This is a genomic window from Pseudomonas sp. A2 (assembly GCF_023100865.1).
GTDB lineage: Bacteria > Pseudomonadota > Gammaproteobacteria > Pseudomonadales > Pseudomonadaceae > Aquipseudomonas > Aquipseudomonas asiatica.
On record NZ_CP039127.1, the window covers coordinates 899,134 to 917,471 of the forward strand.

At 62.6% G+C, this 18,338-nt stretch carries 16 protein-coding genes and 1 tRNA gene; 7 read left to right on the forward strand and 10 right to left on the reverse strand.

Features of this window, described 5'->3' with window-relative positions; all coding sequences use genetic code 11:
- Positions 1-17: 17 nt before the first annotated feature.
- From ycaC to E5221_RS04250, 7 genes are all read left to right on the forward strand, one after another.
- Positions 18-638: an isochorismate family cysteine hydrolase YcaC gene (ycaC, locus tag E5221_RS04220; RefSeq protein ID WP_013970853.1), complete on the forward strand. Its 621-nt coding sequence runs from the start codon at positions 18-20 to the stop codon at positions 636-638.
- A 229-nt stretch (positions 639-867) separates the two neighbouring features.
- The gene (gene ppk2 / locus E5221_RS04225; protein WP_003256373.1) at positions 868-1,686 is read left to right on the forward strand and encodes a polyphosphate kinase 2; all 819 of its coding nucleotides are present in this window, start codon (positions 868-870) and stop codon (positions 1,684-1,686) included.
- 35 nt (positions 1,687-1,721) lie between these two features.
- Positions 1,722-2,918: a monovalent cation:proton antiporter-2 (CPA2) family protein gene (locus tag E5221_RS04230; RefSeq protein WP_247846898.1), complete on the forward strand. Its 1,197-nt coding sequence runs from the start codon at positions 1,722-1,724 to the stop codon at positions 2,916-2,918.
- 39 nt (positions 2,919-2,957) lie between these two features.
- Positions 2,958-4,055 (forward strand): AI-2E family transporter, encoded by a 1,098-nt coding sequence (locus E5221_RS04235; protein WP_013970855.1) that lies wholly within the window; start codon positions 2,958-2,960, stop codon positions 4,053-4,055.
- A 13-nt stretch (positions 4,056-4,068) separates the two neighbouring features.
- Positions 4,069-5,589 (forward strand): TolC family protein, encoded by a 1,521-nt coding sequence (locus tag E5221_RS04240; RefSeq protein WP_247846899.1) that lies wholly within the window; start codon positions 4,069-4,071, stop codon positions 5,587-5,589.
- The gene (locus E5221_RS04245) at positions 5,586-6,692 is read left to right on the forward strand and encodes an HlyD family secretion protein (RefSeq protein ID WP_247846900.1); all 1,107 of its coding nucleotides are present in this window, start codon (positions 5,586-5,588) and stop codon (positions 6,690-6,692) included. Before E5221_RS04240 ends, E5221_RS04245 begins: the two co-directional genes overlap by 4 nt.
- Positions 6,682-7,704, forward strand: coding sequence for a DUF2955 domain-containing protein (locus E5221_RS04250; RefSeq protein WP_015268935.1), 1,023 nt, complete (start codon positions 6,682-6,684; stop codon positions 7,702-7,704). The genes E5221_RS04245 and E5221_RS04250 overlap by 11 nt, the downstream gene beginning before the upstream one ends.
- Positions 7,705-7,793: 89 nt before the next feature.
- Here the strand turns inward: E5221_RS04250 and sulP are convergent, their stop codons facing one another.
- The 10 genes from sulP to E5221_RS04300 all read right to left on the reverse strand — a co-directional run bounded on the left by sulP (position 7,794) and on the right by E5221_RS04300 (position 18,332).
- Entirely contained in the window at positions 7,794-9,506 is a 1,713-nt protein-coding gene (gene sulP, locus E5221_RS04255) for a sulfate permease (protein WP_182329730.1), read from the reverse strand.
- A 497-nt stretch (positions 9,507-10,003) separates the two neighbouring features.
- Positions 10,004-11,104: a redox-regulated ATPase YchF gene (gene ychF, locus E5221_RS04260; RefSeq protein WP_013970895.1), complete on the reverse strand. Its 1,101-nt coding sequence runs from the start codon at positions 11,102-11,104 to the stop codon at positions 10,004-10,006.
- 23 nt (positions 11,105-11,127) lie between these two features.
- A complete protein-coding gene (gene pth, locus E5221_RS04265) occupies positions 11,128-11,712 on the reverse strand; it encodes an aminoacyl-tRNA hydrolase (protein ID WP_008099045.1) in 585 nt (194 codons plus the stop codon).
- Positions 11,713-11,791: 79 nt separating this feature from the next.
- On the reverse strand, positions 11,792-12,385 hold the full coding sequence (locus E5221_RS04270) for a 50S ribosomal protein L25/general stress protein Ctc (RefSeq protein ID WP_013970896.1): 594 nt from the start codon (positions 12,383-12,385) through the stop codon (positions 11,792-11,794).
- 121 nt (positions 12,386-12,506) lie between these two features.
- Positions 12,507-13,448 (reverse strand): ribose-phosphate pyrophosphokinase, encoded by a 942-nt coding sequence (locus E5221_RS04275; protein WP_003247410.1) that lies wholly within the window; start codon positions 13,446-13,448, stop codon positions 12,507-12,509.
- A 47-nt stretch (positions 13,449-13,495) separates the two neighbouring features.
- A tRNA-Gln gene (locus E5221_RS04280) sits at positions 13,496-13,570 on the reverse strand.
- 20 nt (positions 13,571-13,590) lie between these two features.
- Entirely contained in the window at positions 13,591-14,451 is an 861-nt protein-coding gene (gene ispE, locus E5221_RS04285; RefSeq protein WP_061551990.1) for a 4-(cytidine 5'-diphospho)-2-C-methyl-D-erythritol kinase, read from the reverse strand.
- A gap of 3 nt (positions 14,452-14,454) precedes the next feature.
- Positions 14,455-15,072, reverse strand: a complete 618-nt coding sequence (gene lolB / locus E5221_RS04290) for a lipoprotein insertase outer membrane protein LolB (protein WP_013970898.1) — start codon at positions 15,070-15,072, stop codon at positions 14,455-14,457.
- A 4-nt stretch (positions 15,073-15,076) separates the two neighbouring features.
- Positions 15,077-16,798 (reverse strand): tetratricopeptide repeat protein, encoded by a 1,722-nt coding sequence (locus E5221_RS04295; protein WP_139657413.1) that lies wholly within the window; start codon positions 16,796-16,798, stop codon positions 15,077-15,079.
- A gap of 556 nt (positions 16,799-17,354) precedes the next feature.
- Entirely contained in the window at positions 17,355-18,332 is a 978-nt protein-coding gene (locus tag E5221_RS04300) for a hypothetical protein (RefSeq protein WP_247846901.1), read from the reverse strand.
- Between the last annotated feature and the right edge of the window lie 6 nt (positions 18,333-18,338).

An 18,338-nucleotide genomic window follows, 5' to 3' on the forward strand; every position in this document is an offset into this window, starting at 1 on the left:
ACGCAAGGAAACCTGTCATGGCCTTCCAATACAAGCGTCTGGACAAGAACAACGCCGCCGTGCTGCTGGTCGACCACCAGACCGGCCTGCTCTCGCTGGTAAGGGACATCGACCCCGACCGCTTCAAGAACAACGTCCTGGCCCTGTCGGACCTGGCCAAGTACTTCAAGCTGCCGACCATTCTCACCACCAGTTTCGAGACCGGCCCCAACGGCCCGCTGGTGCCCGAACTGAAAGAGCAGTTCCCCGACGCCCCGTACATCGCCCGGCCTGGCAACATCAACGCCTGGGACAACGAGGACTTCGTCAAGGCCGTCAAGGCTACCGGCAAGAAGCAGCTGCTGATCGCCGGCGTGGTGACCGAAGTGTGCGTGGCCTTCCCGGCACTGTCGGCGCTGGAGGAGGGCTTCGAGGTATTCGTCGTCACCGATGCCTCCGGCACTTTCAACGAACTGACCCGTGACTCGGCCTGGCGGCGCATGGAGGCCGCCGGGGCGCAACTGATGACCTGGTTCGGCGTGGCCTGCGAGCTGCACCGTGACTGGCGCAACGACATCGAAGGGCTGGGGACCCTGTTCTCCAACCATATTCCGGACTACCGCAACCTGATGACCAGCTACAACAAGATGGCCAAGTAATCCGGCCTTGAAGGCACCCCGTACCCTGTGGGGGCGGGTTCACCCGCGAATGCGTCGGTAGCTTTGATGACGCATTCGCGGGTAAACCCGCTCCTACACCCACCCCGGAACACTCACCAGCACTCGTAGAATCAATGAGATAGAGGCAAACCTGCGAAATCCACAAGCGAAGCGGCAAACTGCCATGGATCGACCATACTGACTCTTCATTCGCCCTCAGGAGAGTGCCATGTCGAAGTCGTCCAGGAAGAGAGACCCCAAGGACCAGCCGGAGAAACTGGGCGGCAAGGCGTACGAGAAGGAGCTCAAGCAGCTGCACGTGGAGCTGGTGAAGCTGCAGGAATGGGTGGTGGCCAAGGGCCTGAAGGTGTGCATTGTCTTCGAGGGCCGCGATGGCGCCGGCAAGGGCGGTACCATCAAGGCCATTACCGAGCGCGTCAGCCCGCGAGTATTCCGCGTGGTGGCGCTGCCGGCGCCAACCGAGCGGGAAAAGAGCCAGATGTATGTGCAACGCTACCTGGGCCACCTGCCTGCCGCGGGCGAGGTAGTGATCTTCGACCGCAGCTGGTACAACCGCGCCGGTGTCGAGCGAGTGATGGGCTTCTGCAGTGAAGAGCAGAGCAGCAAGTTTCTCACCGTGGTGCCGCTGTTCGAAAAGATGATGGTCGAGTCGGGGATCATCCTCATCAAGTACTGGCTGGAGGTCAGCGCCGAAGAGCAGACCCGCCGCCTGCAGGACCGCATCAACGATGGCCGCAAGCTGTGGAAGCTGTCGCCGATGGACCTCAAGTCCTACACACGCTGGGATGAATACACCCGGGCCCGCGACGAAATGTTCGCCGCCTCCGACTCGTCATGGGCACCGTGGTTCATGGCCCATTCCAACGACAAGCGCCGTGCCCGGCTGAACATCATCAGCCATCTGTTGACGCGCATTCCCTACAAGGACATCACCCGCGACGGGCTGGTGAAATTGCCCAAGCGCGGCAAGATCGGCAAATACAAGGCCGTCAACTACCCGTTCAAAGTCGTCGAAGAGCGTTTCTGATCTCTCCCCGCGGGGAGCAGCGAGGGTGCGAGCCTATGCCACATGATGGCAGCCTGTTGCAGGCGACGGTGGTGTTTCTGCTGGCGGTGGTGCTTCTGGTACCGCTGGCGCAGCGTTTGAAAATGGGGGCGGTGCCCGGCTATCTGCTGGCGGGCATCCTCATAGGGCCATCGGTATTTGGCCTGCTGAACAACCCGGATAACGTGGCACGCCTGTCGGAGATGGGTGTGGTGATGTTGTTGTTCGTCATCGGCCTGGAGCTTTCGCCGCGGCGTTTGTGGGGCATGCGCCGGGCGCTGTTTGGCGTCGGCTCGCTACAAGTGGGCCTGAGTGCTTTAGTGCTTGGCCTGCTGGCGTACTGGCTGTTCGGCCAGTCGAAGCCAGCTGCCATCGTGCTGGGCCTGGGCCTTGCGCTGTCGTCCACAGCGTTTGGCCTGCAGGTACTGGCCGAGCGCAAGGACCTGGGCAAGCCGCACGGCCGCCTGGCCGTGGCGATCCTGCTGTTCCAGGACATTGCCGCGATCCCGCTGATTGCCGTTGTGCCGCTGCTTGGTGGTGATGTCAGTACCGCCGACGAAGGCGCCTGGCCGGTGTTGGCGGTGGTGGTTGGCATAGGTGTGCTGATCATCTTTGGCCGCTACCTGTTGACCCCTGTCTTCAAATGGACAGTCGGTTCGGGCCTGCCGGAGCTGTCGACCGCTACCGCCCTGTTGGTGGTGCTGGGCACCGCCTGGGTGATGGAGCATGTAGGCGTGTCCATGGCGTTGGGGGCGTTTCTGGCGGGCGTCCTGATGGCCGAGTCGCCTTTCCGTCACGAACTGGAAACCCAGATCGAGCCCATCAAGGGGTTGCTGCTGGGGCTGTTCTTCGTTGGCGTGGGGATGAGCGCCGACCTGCGCCTGCTGTTCGGCATGCCGTTAATGGTGCTGGGGCTGACCCTGCTGCTGGTGATGATCAAATTGCCGCTGCTTTATGGCCTGGGCCGCACCGCAGGTGGGCTCACCCAGGCCCAGGCGCTGTGCCTGGGCGTGGTGCTGGCGTCTGGCGGCGAGTTTGCCTTCGTGGTGTTCAAGCTGGCGTTGGATCATCAGGTGCTGGGGCAGCAGGTGCATGACCTGCTGGTGCTGGCCATCACCTTGTCGATGGCGGTAGTGCCGTTGGTAATGATGGCCCTGGCGCGGCAGTTGCGTGACGACAGCCCCACACCGGCAGCCCCTGAAGCGGGCCACTGAATCGCGCCACATGGCGCACCTGGAGTTCGGAGGTGAAGCATGCAACCGGGTATCAAGATGGACAGCCGCCTGTCGCGGGGCTTGCTCGATGTGCTCATCAAGGCCGGCCTGGTGGCTGCGCTGGTGATATTCGCCTTCCAGACGTTCCAGCCGTTCCTGGAGCTGATGCTGTGGTCGGTGATCCTGGCGGTGACCTTGTACCCGTTGTATTGCCGCATCCAGCGCCGCACAGGGCTCAAGGACGGGCTTTCGGCGACGCTGGTCGTTCTGCTGGTACTGGTCGTGCTGCTGGTGCCGATCTACCTGGTGGTGATGTCCATCGGCGAATCGGTGGACAGCCTGGTGACGCTGCTGAAAAGCGGGGCCTGGACCGTGCCGGCCCCTCCCGACTCGGTGGCGGCCTGGCCGCTGATCGGGCCGAAGGTGCATGCCTTGTGGCTGGCCGCCTCGGAAAACATGGCCGGTGTGCTGAACCAGTGGATGCCCCAGCTCAAGGGTGCCGGGCGCACGGTGCTGGGGGCAGCAGCCAGCGCAGGCGGCGCGTTCCTGCTGTTCATCGCGGCGATCATCGTCTCGGGCATCATCATGGCGTTCGGTGATCGCGGCGAAATCGCGGCGCAGCGCATCGCCATGCGGGTGTCGGGGGAGGAGCGCGGCAAGCCATTGGCCAAGCTGTGCACCGCCACCATTCGCGCGGTGGCCCAGGGCGTGATCGGCATTGCCTTCATCCAGATGCTGCTGATCGGTGTCGGCTTCGTCATCAAAGGGGTACCGGGGGCCGGGATGCTGGCCATCGTCATCCTCATGCTGGGGATTGCCCAGGCACCGGCCACGTTGATAACGGTGCCGGTGATCATCTACATCTTCAACGTCGAAGGCTTTACCGTGGCGACCATCATTTTCGCCATCTACACCTTCGTCGCCGGGCTTGCCGACAACGTGCTCAAGCCGCTGCTGCTGGGGCGCGGGGTGGACGTGCCTATGCCGGTGGTGCTGATCGGGGCATTGGGCGGCATGGTGGTCAAAGGCATCATCGGCCTGTTCATCGGGCCGGTGATCCTGGGCGTCACTTATGTACTGTTCTGGCAGTGGGTGGCGCTGCAGGTGCCGGAAAATCCCGTCGAACCGTCGGCATAGGCCAAGGCCTGCCATGCCCGGACGCTTCTGTGGTTGTGCACTGAGCCTGGCTGCCGCGTTGGTGGGCTGTACCCAGGTCGGCCCGGATTTCCAGCCGCCGCAGGACCCGTGGCTGGGCACTTGGAACACCCCGCTGCTGGAGCAGGCCGGGCAGCAGGCCGCGGCGCCCGACCTGCGCCAGTGGTGGGCCGTGTTCGCCGACCCTGCCCTGGATGCCTTGATCGCCGAGGCCGATGCCAATAACAGCAACCTGCGCGTGGCTGGTTTGCGCGTTGCCGAAGCCCGCGCCCAGTTGGCCATCGTGCAGACCGGGCGTTATCCACAGCTGCAGCAACTGCGCGCGCAGAGCCTTTACCTGAAACAGGATCAGTCCGGCACCGCCACCGCTCGCGACTCGGTGTTCTGGCAATCCAGCGCGGGCTTCGACATCGGCTGGGAAATCGACTTCTGGGGGCGCTTCAGCCGCGCCATCGAAAGCGCCGACGCCGTCTACTTCGCCTCCCAGGCCAATTACGCCGATGCCATGCTGCTGTTGCGTGCGCAGGTGGCCGACACCTACTTTGCCCTGCGCACCGCCGAGGCGCGGCTGGATATCGCCGAAGAAAACGCCCGCCGCCAGGAGCGCAGCCTGGAGATAACCGAGCGGCTGTTCCGTCATGGCGAAAACGACGAACTCGACTGGCAACAGGCGCGCACCCAGTATCTGGCTACCCAGGCCACCATCCCCGAGTTCCAGAACCAGCTCAATGCCCTGCGCAACGTGCTGTGCTCGCTGCTGGGCCGCGCGCCCGGGCCGCTGCCACAGCTGGATGCCGGTCACGGCCAGTTGCCATTGCCGGACCGTGCCGTGCTGCAGGATGTGCCCGCCCGCCTGCTGCAGCGCCGCCCGGACATCCGTGCCGCCGAGCAGGCGGTAGCGGCGCAGTCGGCGCTGGTCGGGGTGGCCGAGGCCGACCTTTATCCACAACTGAGCCTGTTGGGCAGCATCGGCTGGAGTTTCGTCACGGCCAATCATTTGCCCGATACCTTCGACATCGCCGCCGGGCCCAGCCTGATCTGGAACCCGTTCGACTACGGCCGACGCAAGAACGCTGTGCGCGTGGAAGATGCCCGCTTGCAGCAACTGATCGAGCTGTATCACCAGGATGTGCGCGAAGCCGCCCGTGAGGCCGACGATGCCGCCAGCGGGCTGGTGCGCTCGCTGCAGAGCGCAAGTATCCGCGACCAGGCCTCGCAGGCCGCGCAGCGCTCCCTGAACCTGGCCAGCTCGCAGTACCGCGAAGGCTTTGCCGACTTCCAGCGCGTGCTCGACGCCCAGCAACTGCTGCTGCAGCAACAGGACGGCTATCTGGTCAGTCGCGGCAATGCGGTCAGCAGCCTGGTGACGCTGTACAAGGCCCTGGGCGGCGGCTGGGACACCAGCCGCGCACCGATCGACCCGGCCACCCGCCAGCAGATGCAGCAACGCACCGACTGGGGTGAACTGCTTGACGAACCAGGCCCCAGCGCACATGCACAAGGTGAAACGAAATGAGCGACACCACGCCGACACCATCCCCGCCAGCCCCGCCAGCCCCCGATCGCGGCATGCGCTGGGTGCTGCTGCTGATTGTCGTGAGCCTGCTGTGGTACCTGCTGGCCGATCGCTTCACGCCCTATACCCAGCAAGCCCGCCTGCAGGCCTACGTGGTGCCAGTGAGTGCCGAGGTGGCTGGGCAGGTGAAGCGTGTGGCGGTGGGCAACAACCAGGAAGTGCGCAAGGGCGATGTGTTGTTCGAACTGGACCAGGAGCAATATCGCATCGCCCTGGCCCGCGCCGAAGCCGACCTGGACACGGTACGCCGGCAGATCGGCGCCCACACCGCTGGCATCGACTCGGCCCAGGCGGCGCTGGTGGCAGCCCAGGCCAACGAGCGCAAGGCCCGGCAGGACGCCGAGCGGCTCAAGCGCCTGATCGATGAAGACCCGGGCACGGTGTCGGTGCGCCGCCTGGAGGGCGCCCAGGCCAGCCGCGACCAGGCCATCAGCCAGGTGGCGGCAGCCCGTGCCGAAGTTGAGCGGGCCCGTGAGCAGCAGGGCGGGGCGCAGGACGACAACGCCCAACTGCGCAGCGCGGCGGCCAATGTGGAAAAAGCCCGGCTGGACCTGGCGCGCACCATGGTACGCGCCGATGCAGACGGGTTGATCACCGACCTGCGCACCGACGTTGGCCACTATGTTGGCGCCGGCAACCCGATGATGACCCTGATCACTATCCATGACGTGTGGATAAGTGCCGACATGACCGAGAACAACCTAGGTCGGCTGCGCCCTGAAACCCCGGTGCTGGTAGTGCTCGATGCGCTGCCCGGCACGGTGTTGAAGGGGCGCATTCGCAGCATCGGCTACGGTGTGAGCGTGGGCCAGAGTGCCCCGCCAGGTACGTTGCCGACCGTACAGAACAGCCGCGAGTGGCTGCGCTCCGCACAGCGCTTCCCGGTTATCGTCGAACTGGAGCGTGACCAGTTGCAGGACAAGACCGTATTGCGGGTCGGTGGCCAGGCCGAAGTCATGGCCCTGCCAAGCGAGGGCAACCCATTGAACCTGCTGGGCCGGCTGTTCATGTGGCTGATGAGCTGGCTGTCGTATGCCTATTGAACTACGCCGCCTGCGTGCCCTGCGCCTGGCCTGGGGCGTGGCGCTTTGCCTGGCGGTGAGTTTCGGCATTGGCTTGCCGGTACCGATCCTGGCGCCGGTGTTCGCGGTGTTGTTGCTGGCCATGCGCAGCCAGCCCTTGCCCCTGCGTGCGGCACCGGCCTTGGCGGTGCTGGTGCTGCTTGCTTGCGGCAGCGGGCTGCTGCTGATTCCGCTGCTGCGCCATGCCCCGGTAAGTGGGGTGTTGCTGGTGAGTGTGGGGGTTTTCCTTACCTTGCGTTATGCACTGAAAGGCGGCAATGGCCTGTTGGCCAATTTGCTGGTTATCGGCCTGACCATGATCGCTGCCGCCGGCACCAGCGACTTCAGCCTGGCGCTGTCGGTGGTCGAAGCGCTGGCCAAAGGCATGCTGCTGGCGGTGCTGGGCACGGCAGCGGCGCATGTGCTGTTTCCCGAGCCGGCCGATGCGCCGGCGCAACCGGCACCGCCTCTGCTCGACAGTGACCAGGTGAGCTGGGTTGCCTTGCGTGCTACGTTGATCGTCATGCCGGCCTTCTTGCTGGCGCTGATCGCCCCGGACCAGTACATGCCGCTGATCATGAAGGCAGTGAGCCTGGGGCAGCAGGCCGGTGAGACCCGCGCACGGCATGCCAGCCGCGAACTGATCGGCTCGACCTTGCTGGCCGGGTTGCTGGCGATATTGATGTGGGGCGCGTTGAGCCTGTTCGTGCACCTGTGGATGTTTTTCCTGTGGGTGCTGCTGTTCGTTCTCTGGCAGGGGCGCAGGCTCTACCGTGCGGTGGATACCAGGCAAAGCCCGGCGTACTGGGTGAGCTGCCTGACGACCATGCTGATCTTGCTGGGGCAGTCGGTGCAGGACAGCGCGGGCGGGCAGGATGTGTACCGCGCCTTTGCCGTACGCATGGCGCTGTTTCTGGCGGTGTCGGTGTATGCCAGTGCCATGCTGATCTGGATCGACCGGCTTCGGATGCGGCGTGGGCTTCTTCGCGGGTGAACCCGCTCCCACAGGTATCGCGTTGCCCATGGGATCACGCAATTCTTGTGGGAGCGGTTTTACCCGCGAAGGGGCCAGTACAGGAAAACCTAGGGCTTCCAGTCAACCCCACTCTCTTCCAGGTAGGCGTCCACCGCTGCCCCAACAGTGGGATGAAACGCCGACTCCCCCATATGCTCGAACAACTCGAACTGCCGCATCTTGTCCTTTACCGGGTCCTTCATCTCGGCAAACTGCAACTCCACCCCCCGCGCCTCCAGCGCCCGGTCCAGCTCGGCCAGCATGTCCGCCGAGGTGATATCGATGCTGGTCACCGGCTCTGCCGCGATCACCAGCCGTTGTACCGGGGTAGGCGATGCATCCACCGCCGCCATCACCGTGCTCTGGAACTGTTCGGCATTGGCAAAGAACAGCGGGGCATCCCAACGCAGCAGCACCAGCCCCGGAATGCGTCGGGCCTGTGGATAACGCTGCACATCATGGTAACCGCGGGTGCCATCCACCCGTCCCAGCACCGCGTGATGCGGCCGCCAGCCGTCCCACAGGAATTCGATCACCGATATAGCCACGGCAATGCAGATACCGGGAATGGCCCCGAATACCGCTACGCCGACGAAGCAAGTGAATGACAGCCAGAATTCCCATTGCTGCATGCGGAAGATGCGCTTGAGGTCGGCGAACTCGAACAGGCCCAATGCTGCGGCAATCACCACTGCCGCGAGGGCGCTGTTGGGCAGGTGTTGCATCAGGTTGGGCGCCACCAGCAGCAACAGGGTCACCGCCAGCGCGCCGATAATACCGGTGAGCTGAGTCTGCGAGCCGGCCGCTTCGGCCACGGGGGTGCGCGATGAGCTGCTGCTGATGGGGATGCCCTGGAACAGCCCCGAGGCCAGGTTGGCCACACCCAGGCCGAACATTTCCTGGTTGGGGTTGACCGGGGCCTTCATGCGCGCGGCGTATGAACGTGACAGCACACTGGTATCGGCGAACGACACCAGCGCTACTGCGATGCCGCCGAGCAGCACCTCCACCAGGTCGATATCACTGACCCAGGGGAACACGAAGCTGGGTAGCCCCTGGGGCAGTTCGCCGAGCACTTTCACGCCTTGCTGGTCGAGCCCCAGCAGGCTCACCGCCAGCGTGGCCAGCACCACAGCAATGAGAATGCCCGGCAAACGCTTGAACGGCTTGAGCAGCAGGATCAGCGCCAGGCTACCGCCACCGACCACGAAGCTTGGCCAATGGCCCTGGCCGGCGAGCAATGCCTGGATCAGGTTCCAGGTATCCCGCAGCGGGCCCTGGCTGTCGACCGACAGCCCGAACAGTTTGGGCAACTGGCTGATCAGCACCGTGAGGGCGATGCCGTTCATGTAGCCATAGCGGATCGGCTTGGACAGCAGTTCGGTGATGAAGCCCAGGCGCAGCAAACCGGCGATCACACAGAACGCCCCGGCGACCAGGGCCATCATGCTGGCGATGGCGATTGCCCGTTGCGGGTCGCTGGCGGCGTACTGCACCACCACTGCCAGGATCGGCGCGGCCAGCGCCGAGTCCGGGCCCAGCACCAGGATGCGGCTGGGGCCGAACAGGGCGTAGGCCAGCAGCGGAATGATGGTGGCGTACAGGCCGTAGATGCCAGGTACGCCGGAAGCTTCGGCATAAGCGATACCCACCGGCACCAGCATGGTGGTGAGCACCAGGCCGGCGGCGATGTCTTTGGGCAGCCAGGCGGGTTGGTAGTGGAGCAGGGTGACCAGGCCGGGTAACCAGCGTTGCCAGTCGAAGCGGGGTTTTTCGGGCATGGGGCGTGCGTCCAGGGGAGGGTGCTGAATCACAGCTTAGATGCTGAATTCCGGGGCCGCTCTGCGGCCCTTTCGCGACACAAGGCCGCTCTCATAGAACAACACATGACTCATTGGTTCGGTGAGGTTCTGTAGGAGCAGCCTTGTGCTGCGAAGAGGCCGGTACTGACAAAGCCTGTCTGTTGCTTGTACCGGCCTCTTCGCAGCACAAGGCTGCTCCTACAAAGGCCGCGTCAGACGAGCGATATTTGTTCTCTGCGCGACAGCGCAGCCCAAAAGGGCTGGGTAATCTCCCACAGGGGAATGCATTGGTTCAGGCGACGCGTTCCGTTGTAGGAGCGGCCTTGTGCCGCGAAAGGGCTGCAAAGCAGCCCCTGATTTCAGCGGCGTTGCAAATATTGTTGGGGCTGCTCCTGAAGGGCGTGTGCATGATCAGAAAAAACAAAACCCCTTGAGGCGTTGGCCTCAAGGGGTTCGTAGGTACTGCAGTCTGGCGCTTAGACGTTGAAGCGGAAGTGCATAACGTCACCGTCCTTGACGATGTAGTCCTTGCCTTCCAAACGCCATTTACCGGCTTCCTTGGCACCGCTCTCACCCTTGAACTGGATGAAGTCGTCATAGGCCACCACTTCAGCGCGGATGAAACCTTTTTCGAAGTCGGTGTGGATCACGCCAGCGGCCTGTGGTGCGGTGGCACCGACGCGTACGGTCCAGGCGCGTACTTCCTGCACGCCGGCAGTGAAGTAGGTCTGCAGGTTCAGCAGCTCATAACCGGCGCGGATAACGCGGTTCAGGCCAGGCTCTTCCAGGCCCAGGGCCTCGAGGAACATGTCCTTCTCTTCACCGTCTTCCAGTTCGGCGATTTCCGCTTCGATCTTGTTGCATACCGGCACCACTACCGCGCCTTCTTCCTCGGCGATGGCCTTGACCACGTCCAGATGCGGGTTGTTGTCGAAGCCGTCTTCGGCCACGTTGGCGATGTACATGACCGGCTTGCTGGTCAGCAGGTGGAAGCCGCGGATGACCGCCTTGTCTTCGGCGCTCATGTTCTTCATCAGGCTGCGCGCTGGCTTGCCTTCGGTGAAGTGCGGGATCAGCTGTTCGAGGATGGCCTTCTGCGCCAGGGCTTCCTTGTCGCCGCCCTTGGCGTTGCGGGCAACCTTCTGCAGCTGCTTCTCGCAGCTGTCGAGGTCGGCGAAGATCAGCTCGAGGTCGATGATCTCGATGTCACGCTTGGGGTCGACGCTGTTGGAAACGTGGATCACGTTCTCGTCTTCGAAGCAGCGCACCACGTGGGCAATGGCGTCGGTCTCGCGGATGTTGGCGAGGAACTTGTTGCCCAGACCTTCGCCTTTCGAGGCACCAGCCACCAGGCCGGCGATGTCGACGAACTCCATGGTGGTCGGCAGGATGCGGTTTGGCTTGACGATTTCAGCCAGTGCATTCAAGCGCGCATCGGGCATCGGCACGATGCCGCTGTTAGGCTCGATGGTGCAGAAGGGGAAGTTCTCCGCCGCGATGCCAGACTTGGTCAGGGCGTTGAACAGGGTGGACTTGCCGACGTTGGGCAGGCCGACGATGCCGCAATTGAAACCCATGGGTATTCCCCTCTCTAAGGAAATCAGGCCTTCTGGCTGTGCAGCTCGCGCATCGCCTTGGCGAAGTCGCCGGCAAGCACGTCCGGCAGCACGCCGAGGGCAAAATCGATGCTGGCGTCGAGCTTCTCCTGCTCGGCGCGCGGCGCGCGGCCCAGGACGAAGTTGGAGACCAGTTTGGCGTCGCCCGGGTGGCCGATGCCAAGCCGCAGGCGGTGGAAGTCGTTCTGGTTGCCGAGCTGCGCGATGATGTCGCGCAGGCCGTTGTGCCCACCATGGCCACCGCCGCGCTTGAGCTTGGCGACGCCCGGGGGCAGGTCGAGTTCGTCATGTGCCACCAGGATCGCTTCCGGCTTGATGCGGAAGAAATTGGCCAAGGCCGCCACGGACTGGCCGCTACGGTTCATGTAGGTGGTGGGGATGAGCAGACGAACGTCGTTGCCCTGATGGCTGAACTTAGCCGTCAGGCCGAAATATTTGCGGTCAGCGGTCAACGAGACGCGCTGGGCGCTGGCAATGCGTTCAACGAAAAGAGCCCCTGCGTTATGCCGGGTCTGTTCGTATTCGGGGCCGGGGTTACCCAGGCCGACGATCAACTGGATGGCGGTCACGTCAGGGGCTCTTCCTTGGAGTTGGTGGGTTACAGGGCGCGCGGCACTGTAACCCGATCAACGCCGGCGCGCGAGTGGATTACTCGGCAGCGCCTTCTGCTTCTGGAGCAACGCGTGGAGCGTGAACGTTGGCAACAGCTTTGTCATCACCGTGGGCCAGAGCTACGAACTCTACGCCTTTCGGAGCTTTCAGGTCCGACAGGTGGATGATGGTGCCGATTTCAGCGTTGGCCAGGTCGACTTCGATGAACTCAGGCAGGTCTTTGGCTTCGCAGGAAACTTCGATCTCGGCTTCTACGTGGGAGATCTCGCCGCCTTTCTTGACCGGGGCTTCTTCATTGATGAAGTGAACCGGTACCTTGGCGGTCAGTTTCTGGCCAGCAACGACGCGAACGAAGTCGGCGTGCATGATGAAGCCTTTGGCCGGGTGGCGCTGCAGAGCCTTGACCACGACGTTTTGCTTGGCGCCGTCGACGTTCAGTTCCAGAACGTGGCTGAAGGCAGCCTCGTTTTCGAACAGCTTGGTGATTTCCTTGGCCAGGATGGTCAGGGACTGAGCGTCCTGGTTACCACCGTAGACAACGGCTGGGATGTTCGCGGAGTGACGCAGGCGGCGGCTCGCACCTTTCCCCAGGTCAGTACGCGCTTGGGCGTTCAGAGTGAATTCGGTCATTTTGTTTCTCCAAAGTAGCCCCCCGAGGGCGTTTGCGACCAGCGCCAACGGGGATGGCAAAAAAGCCCCGCCCCAACAACCAGTGTTGGGGCGGGGCGCTTTTCGTCAGCGTGTGTTCCGCTTAGCGGAACATCGCGCTGATCGATTCTTCGTTGCTGATGCGGCGGACCGCTTCAGCGACAACCGGTGCGATATCCAGTTGGCGGATACGGTCACAGGCTTGAGCAGCGGCGGACAGCGGAACGGTGTTGGTCACCACCAGCTCGTCCAGTACCGACTTCTCGATGTTCTCGATCGCGCGGCCCGACAGGACAGGGTGCGTGCAGTAGGCGTAAACCTTGGCAGCGCCGTGTTCTTTCAGGGCTTTGGCCGCGTGGCACAGGGTGCCGGCGGTGTCGACCATGTCGTCTACCAGGATGCAGGTGCGCCCTTCGACGTCGCCGATGATGTGCATGACCTCGGAGTGGTTAGCCTTCTCGCGGCGTTTGTCGATGATACCCAGGTCGACGCCCAGGGACTTGGCGACGGCACGTGCGCGCACGACACCACCGATGTCCGGGGAGACGATCATCAGGTTCTCGAAACGCTGGTCCTCGATATCGTCGACCAGTACGGGCGAGCCGTAGATGTTGTCGACCGGGATATCGAAGAAACCCTGGATCTGGTCAGCGTGCAGGTCGACGGTGAGTACACGGTCAATACCTACGACAGTGAGCATGTCAGCGACGACTTTGGCGCTGATGGCTACACGTGCCGAACGCGGACGGCGGTCCTGGCGGGCGTATCCGAAGTAAGGAATCACGGCGGTGATTCGGGATGCTGAGGAGCGGCGGAAGGCGTCGGCCATCACTACCAGTTCCATCAGGTTATCGTTGGTCGGGGCACAGGTCGGCTGAATAATGAAGACGTCTTTACCGCGGACATTCTCATTGATCTCAGTGCTGATCTCGCCGTCGGAGAACTTACCGACAGAAACGTCACCGAGAGGGATATGCAGCTGACGTACGACACGCCGAGCCAGATCGGGGTTGGCGTTCCCCGTAAAGACCATCATCTTGGACACGCGCAGTACCTGAAGGCTGAGGGTAACCTGGATGAGTATAAGGAAAATGGCAGGGGCGGCTGGATTCGAACCAACGCATGGCAGGATCAAAACCTGCTGCCTTACCGCTTGGCGACGCCCCTGTATCTGTTGCTGCGAACGCTTATGCGCTCGACTTCTTGACCAGACTTTGCAGCTTGCGATGCAACATCGAAACGTTGCTTCCTTTCGCCACAAACCCTGTTTGGGTCGCTGAAAGAAGGGCCAGAACTTTATCAGCTTCGGCTTTGCTTGGGAAGGCCCCAAACACACAACTTCCAGTACCGGTCAGTCGAGCCTCAGTGAATTTACCCAGTGAATTCAACGCATTGCGAACTTCCGGGTAACTCTGCTCTACCACCGGTTGGCAGTCATTTCGACTGTTTCCCTCGGGAACGGGGCGCATCTTAAGGGGGAGCGAATCACGTGTCAACTGTGGATGTGAAAAAATTTCTACTGTGCTGACAGACACTTGCGGCACAAGCACGACATACCACGGCTCTTCCGGGTCGACCGGGGTCAATTGTTCACCCACGCCCTGGGCGAATGCCGCGTGGCCGCGCACGAATACCGGTACGTCGGCGCCCAGGCTCAGGCCTAGTGCGGCCAGGCGGTCTTCGTCCCAGTCCAGTTGCCACAGGTGGGCGAGGGCCAACAGGGTAGTGGCGGCATCCGAGCTGCCACCGCCGATGCCGCCGCCCATGGGCAGCACCTTGGTCAGCCAGATGTCGGCGCCCATCGTCGTGCCGGATTGTTCCTGCAGCTTGCGCGCGGCACGCACGATCAGGTTGCTGTCGTGCGGCACCGCCTCGATCTCGGTATGCAGGCGGATCACACCGTCGTCACGCACGGCGAAGCTAAGTTCGTCGCCGTGATCGAGAAACTGGAACACGGTTTCCAGCTCGTGATAGCCGTCCGCACGGCGGCCGATGATGTGCAGCCACAGGTTGAGCTTTGCCGGAGCGGGCAGGGTTAGGGTCTGCATGTATCAGTGCCCCAGCTGGCGGGGCTGCCAGTCCTTGACCACCAGTGTCACGTCGAGGTCCTTGCCGTGCAGCTTCATACGCTCGGGCAGCCAGTAGCCGTTCTGTTCCGTGTAGCTCAGGTATTGCACCTGCCAGCCGTCCTGGTCGAGGCTGGCCAGGCGGCTGTCGCCGTCCAGGGTCAGCTTGCTCTTGCTGTCGGGGGCCGGCAGGCCGCGGACCCACCAGACCAGGTGCGAGACCGGCAACTGCCAGCCCAGTTGTTCTTCCAGCAGGGCTTCGGGGCTGAGGGCCTCGTAGCGGCCCTGGTTGGCCACTTCCAGTACCACGCCGCCGGGGCGGCCGGTCAGGCGAGCGGCGCCACGGCCCAGCGGGCCGGCCAGGCGAATGTCGTAATAGTCCTGGCGTTGCAGCCAGAACAGCGTGCCGCTGCCGGAGTCGCGCGGGGCACGGATGCCGACCTTGCCGTTGATCTGCCAGCCATCGAGGCTGCTCAGTTGCTCTTTATGGGCGCGCCACTGCTGCGGGTCGCCGTGGCCCTGCAGGGCCTCGCGACTACCGAAGCCGGCACAGCCGGCCAGCAGGGCGATCAGGGTGAAGGTAATGCAATGGCGCAGGAACATGGCGTTAGAGAGTCTCGGATCCGGTCAGGCGCAGGATGGTCTTGCGCAGGATGGGGCTGTCGGCCTGGGCTTCGAAGCCCTTGGCCCAGACCTGGCGGGCTTCGCGGCGCTTGCCGTTGGCCCATAGCACTTCGCCCAGGTGGGCGGCCACTTCGTGGTCTGGGAAGCTGGCAAAAGCCTTGCGCAGGTAGGTTTCAGCCTCGTCGAGGTTGCCCAGGCGGTAATTGACCCAACCCAGGCTGTCGAGCACCGCCGGGTCATCCGGGGTCAGCTGATGGGCCTTGTCGATCAGCGCCTTGGCTTCGCTGTAGCGGGTGGTGCGGTCGGCCAGGGTGTAGCCGAGGGCGTTCAGGGCCATGGCGTTTTCCGGCTCGCGGGCGATGATGGCGCGCAGGTCTTTTTCCATCTGCGGCAGGTCGTCACGCTTTTCCGCCAGCATGGCACGGGTGTACAGCAGGTTGAGGTCGTCCGGGTAGCGCTGGATGGCTTGCTGCAGCACCTGGCTGGCCTGGGCGTCCTTGTTGTTGTTGCTGTAGCTTTCCGATTCGATCAGGAACAGCTGTATGGCGTAGTCCGGCTGGGATTCGCGGGCATCGGCGAGCAGGCGCGAGGCTTCGGTACCACGGCCGTTGGCAATCAGGATGTCGGCCTGGCGCAGCTGCGCCGGCAGGTAGTCGGGGCCCGGGCCGACCAGGGCGTATTCACGCAGGGCGCCTGCAGGGTCGTGGCGCTCTTCGCGGATGCGGCCCAGGTTCAGGTGCGCGGCGTCGACGTTGCTGTCGCGTTCGATCAGCTCCTGCAGGTAGCCCTCGGCTTCATCCCAGTCCTTGTTTTCCAGGCACACCAGCGCCAGCGAATAGCGCAGCTCGTCGTCCTCGGGGTATTGCTGGACCAGGCTGAGGAACTCGCCCTTGGCATCGGCGATGCGGTCCTGTTCGACCAGGGTGCGCGCGTAGGTCAGGCGCAGGCGCTTGTCGTCCGGGTTGTCGCGAATCGCCCCGCGCAGCAGTGGCAGGGCCTCCGGGCCGCGGTCCAGGGCTTGCAGCAGGCGCGCGCGCAGCAGGACCGGGGCGACTTCGCCGTTTTGCGGCGGGTGCGACTCGAGCAACTCCAAGGCTTCTTCGGCCTTGCCGTCCTGGTTCAGCAGCAGGGCCTTGCCGAACACCAGCTGGCTGTTGTCCGGGTACTTCACCAGCAGGCGTTCGAAGCTTTGCAGCAAGCCGTCGCGGGTGCTCTGGTCGGTTTCGGCGGCGGACAGGGCGAGGAAATCGAAATGGGTGTCGCCCTGGCCCTGCAGGACCTTTTCCATGTAAGTCATGGAGTCGTCATAGCGGCCGGCGCGGGCCAGCTGGATGGCGGCGGCGCGCTGGGCGTCGAGGTTCTGCGGGTCGTTGCGGGCCCAGACCAGGGCGTTGTCCAGTGCCGGTTCGTCGGCGCCGAGGTATTCGGCAATGCGGTAGGCGCGCTCGGAAACCCCGGGGTCCTGAGTTTTCGCGGCCTGGTCGGTGTAGTTGGCCAGGGCGATGTCGAAGCGGTTGCGCTGGCCGGCCAGTTCGGCCACCAGCAGGCTGTAGAGCGTATCCTGCTTGAACGAGCCATACACCACGGGTTTTTCCGCCTCGCTCTTGCCGGCCTCGGCGACGGGAGGCTCGGCCTTTTGCGGGGCCAGGCTCTGGCAGCCCTGGAGCAGGGCGAAGGCAAGCAGCAATGCGTATGGTTTGTTCATAGAAGGCTTTAAAAAGGACTCACCGGCGGTCGGAGCATGATGACACAAGCGCGGGGGCAAACCCACCTGCGAAGGTCGCGGTTTACAGCCTGGCTGGTGCTGAGTGGGACAGCGGGGTGGGGGAGAGGTTCGCTGGGGCGTGTGCTTGAGGTTTAGTGCTGCTTTCAAAGGGTTTGGTAATGATCGGCAACATATAGGAGTGCTCTAAAGAGTAGCAGTGCGAGAAAAAGCGCTAGGCATACAATGACGAGTCTGATAAGTGATTTCCTCGTGTGGTTTGGTAATTGGTTTACTTCTCTGATATCTATCAAGCCTTTACGTGCATAGGCTTTTGGGAAAGTTAACATTAAAGATATTGTTCCGAATCGAAAAACTTTCCCGGTAAAGCCAAGTCCGGCATATGTTTTTCTGTTTTCGCTGATTAACTTGCAATTGGGTAGCATTGACTCAATGTGTTCAGTCAGGCGATGGGATAAATATAGCGTTATCGACATGGATACGAAGATCGCGGTGATAAGAATGGCGAACACCACTCCCAAAATTTCATGAGCTGTGCTCACTTCACCACCCGCTCGTAGAATACATTTCCCATCAGTTCTCCTCCATCGCTTCCGAGCTTCCCGCCTAGCATCCCCCCGAAAGCTCCACCCGCTACACCACAAACGATTGCCCCAGGCCCACCCGATGCGATTCCCAGAACCACACCGCAAGCTGCCACGCCAAGTATGTTGCCTGCATATGCACCAACTAGGCCTCCTCCCACGCTACCTGCCAAAGAGCTACTCTCAACAATTTTAGCTCTTCTGCAGTCTTCCTCTCTCCCTTCAGTACAGGCTTTGTTGATTGATAGACCTGTACTTGCAACCTCCAGTGCAATGCCTATATAGGTGCCTTTCTTAATCAGGTTGGCAGCCTTGCTAACCCCGGCAACTTTATCCGCATAGCCTGTAATTTCACCCGTATGTAAATACCTTTTGGTGGAAATGGCTAGCGTTCTCTTGATAGAGCCCTTGTTGCGTAAGCCCGAGCCGAACGCTGCCAATTTTCCCAGTTGCTCATCCAGTTTCGTGAAGATTGCCGCCCGCTTGGCATAAAACTGCTCGCGGGCGTTGAGGGTTCCTGAACTCATGTGCGCTTTATACAGGTTGTCGATTTCCAGCAATGTGTCCTGAATGGCCTTCAGATGCCTGCTCCAGCCATCGCTGACCACGCCTGCGCCCAGTGAAGCATGGGCAAGCAAGCTCTTCAGCAACTCGAAATTATCCAGAAAGAACTCATCAGCCCCCTGACCACTGCGCATCAGCCCCATGTGTGTCACGGCAGCCTTCGACATCAGGTACGCCTCCTGGCTAGTACAAGAAGGTGTAGACCAGTCGCCGACGATCACCAGTTCGCCGCTTCTGACCACGCTGTTGTAAATGTGTGCATTCAGGATGTCGAACTTGCTTGCGGCATGCCCGCCAAGCGCAAGGCCGGCCTTGAGGGTGTGATAGTTCTGCATCCTGGGGTTGATGAAAGCGCGGGCTTCGTACATGGCGAT